This is a genomic window from Acidiphilium sp. PM, assembly GCF_000219295.1.
GTDB classification, from domain to species: Bacteria; Pseudomonadota; Alphaproteobacteria; order Acetobacterales; family Acetobacteraceae; genus Acidiphilium; species Acidiphilium multivorum.
Genome location: NZ_AFPR01000442.1, coordinates 1 through 2,362, shown reverse-complemented (window position 1 = coordinate 2,362; position 2,362 = coordinate 1). Strand labels below are relative to the sequence as shown.

Sequence of the window (2,362 nt, the reverse complement as noted above, 5' to 3'; positions counted from 1 at the left end):
AGCCGGCCTCCAGCGGCGCGAAGAAGGGCAGTTTCGCCACCTGCGCGTCGGAGACGAGCAGCGCGCGGCGGGCGCCGAGATCGCGCGCGCGGGCGGCGAGTTCGCCGATGCGGCCCGGCCCGGCCAGCACCTCGGTGGGGAAGCGCCAGGTTCCCTGCAGAATGGTCATCGCGGGTTACATCCTTTCAAAGCAGCGTGTGCGTTCCCAGTCGGTCACCGCGGCGGCGAAGGTCTCGACCTCGACCTCGGCCATCCTTGCGTAATGCGCCACCACCTGCTCGCCGAACGCCTCGCGCGCGAAGGCGCTGTGGCGCCAGAGGGCGAGGGCATCGGAAAGCGTGCGGGGCACGCGCGGCAGGTCGCCGTGATAGGCGTTGCCGGTGAAGGCTGGTTGCGCCGGCAGGCGGCGTTCCATGCCGTCGAGCCCGGCGGCGATCATGCCGGCGAGCGCGAGATAGGGGTTCACGTCGCCGCCCGGCAGCCGGTTCTCGACGCGCAGCGACCGCCCGTGGCCGAGCACGCGGAAGGCGCAGGTGCGGTTGTCATGCCCCCAGACCAGGCCGGTCGGCGCGAAGCTGCCCACGGCGTAGCGCTTGTAGGAGTTGATGTTGGGCGCGAACAGGACGGAAAGCTCGGCGGCGTGGGCGGCGAGGCCGGCGAGGAAATGGCCGAATTCCGGCGCGTGGCCCTCACCGGCAGCAAAGACCGGGCGGTTCGCGGCGTCGCGCAGGCTGAGATGGATGTGGCAGGAATTGCCCTGCGCTCGTTGAACTTCGCCATGTAGGTGATGGCGTGGTCCTGCGCCTGGGCGATTTCCTTCGCGGCTTCCTTGTAGATCACGTGGCCATCGGCGGCTTCCAGTGCCGTGGCATAGGCGAAATTGATCTCGTGCTGGCCGAGATTGCACTCGCCCTTGGAATTCTCGACGCGGATGCCCGACGCCTCCAGCGCGTTGCGGATGGCGCGGATGACCTTCTCCACCTTGGCGGTGCCGAGGATCGAATAGTCGACGTTGTAGAGATTGGCGGGATCGAGGTCGCGATAGCCGCGCCGCATGCACTCTTCATAGGTGTTGCGGAAGAGCATGAATTCGAGCTCGGTCGCGGCGAGGGCGGTGAGGCCGGCGGCGGCGAGGCGGTCGAGCTGGCGGCGCAGGATGCTGCGCGGGGCGACCGGCGCCGGGGTGCCGTCATGCAGCGCGATGTCGCAGAGCACGATCGCGGCTCCTTCCTGCCAGGCGGCGCGGCGCAGGGTCGAGAGATCGGGGCGGAAGACGAAATCGCCATAGCCGCGGTCCCATGAGGCGAAATCGTAGCCGGAGACCGGCGTCATCTCGACATCGACGGCGAGCAGGTAGTTGCAGCCCTCGGAGGCGTCGGCCAGGACGTTGTCGAGGAAGAAACGCGGCATCACCCGCTTGCCCTGCAGCCGTCCCTGCATGTCCGGCGCCGCCATCACGATCGTGTCGATCGCCCCGGCATCGACCGCCGCGCGCAGCTCGTCGAGCGTCATGCCGCCGGACGCGGTGATGTTTTGTGCAGAAAGATCGTTGTTCATGATCGCACCTCCCGGCGGAACATCGCATGGCCGCAGTGTGACGATCTTGACATTCGGCGACAAGCGGGGGCCGCGCGCGGGATTGTGTTCTAATGTCAAAGCCGGCCGGGGTGGAATTTGCCACAGTCGGCACGCTGCCGAATTTCGTTGCGCAACCGCCGCGCCGCCCGGCATTCTGGTGCGGCATCGTCGGATTTGAAGGGGATCATGGGTCTGCCTGCCGCCGCGTCCGGATCGACATCCTGCCATGTGCTCGCCGCCGCGGCGTCGGGCGTGACGGCGTTCATCCGCGGTGCCGGGGCGGATCCGGACCTCGTGCTCGGCGAGGCGGGGTTCGATCCGCGCGACCTCGAGGACCCGCGCGCGACCGTGCCGCTCGCCCGCTATGTCGCGATGATGGAACGGGCGGCGGCGCGCAGCGGGGATTCGCATTTCGGCCTGCGCTTCGGCCAGCAGTTCCAGCCGGAGGCGCTCGGGCTGATCGGCGAGCTCGCGCTGGCGGCGCCGGATGTCGGCACCGGGCTTGCCGCCTTCGCCCGGCATTTCATCCAGCACCAGCAGAATACCGAAACCCGCCTCGCGCGGGAGGGCCGCTCGCTGCGGCTGGAATACCGGATCGTCGATCCGCGGATCTGGTCACGCCGGCAGGATGCCGAGCTGACGATGGGGATGTTCGCCAACCTGCTGCGGCGCGCGCTGGGCGGCGCGCTGGAGATCGAGGAGGTGTGGTTCGAGCACCCGGCGCCGGAACAGGCGCAGGCGCATGCGGCGGCGTTCGGCGCGCCGGTTTTCTTCGCCGCCCCGG

The 2,362-nt window shown here is 69.1% G+C and carries 1 protein-coding gene and 1 pseudogene; one reads left to right on the top strand and one right to left on the bottom strand.

Annotation, left to right across the window (positions count from 1 at the left end; genetic code table 11):
- Positions 1 to 175 precede the first annotated feature (175 nt).
- Positions 176 to 1,332 (bottom strand): annotated as a pseudogene (locus tag APM_RS13360) (glutamine synthetase family protein).
- A 432-nt stretch (positions 1,333 to 1,764) separates the two neighbouring features.
- Between APM_RS13360 and APM_RS13355 the strand changes: the two are divergent.
- The coding region (locus APM_RS13355; RefSeq protein ID WP_007423889.1) for an AraC family transcriptional regulator at positions 1,765 to 2,362 on the top strand (598 nt) is incomplete at its 3' end.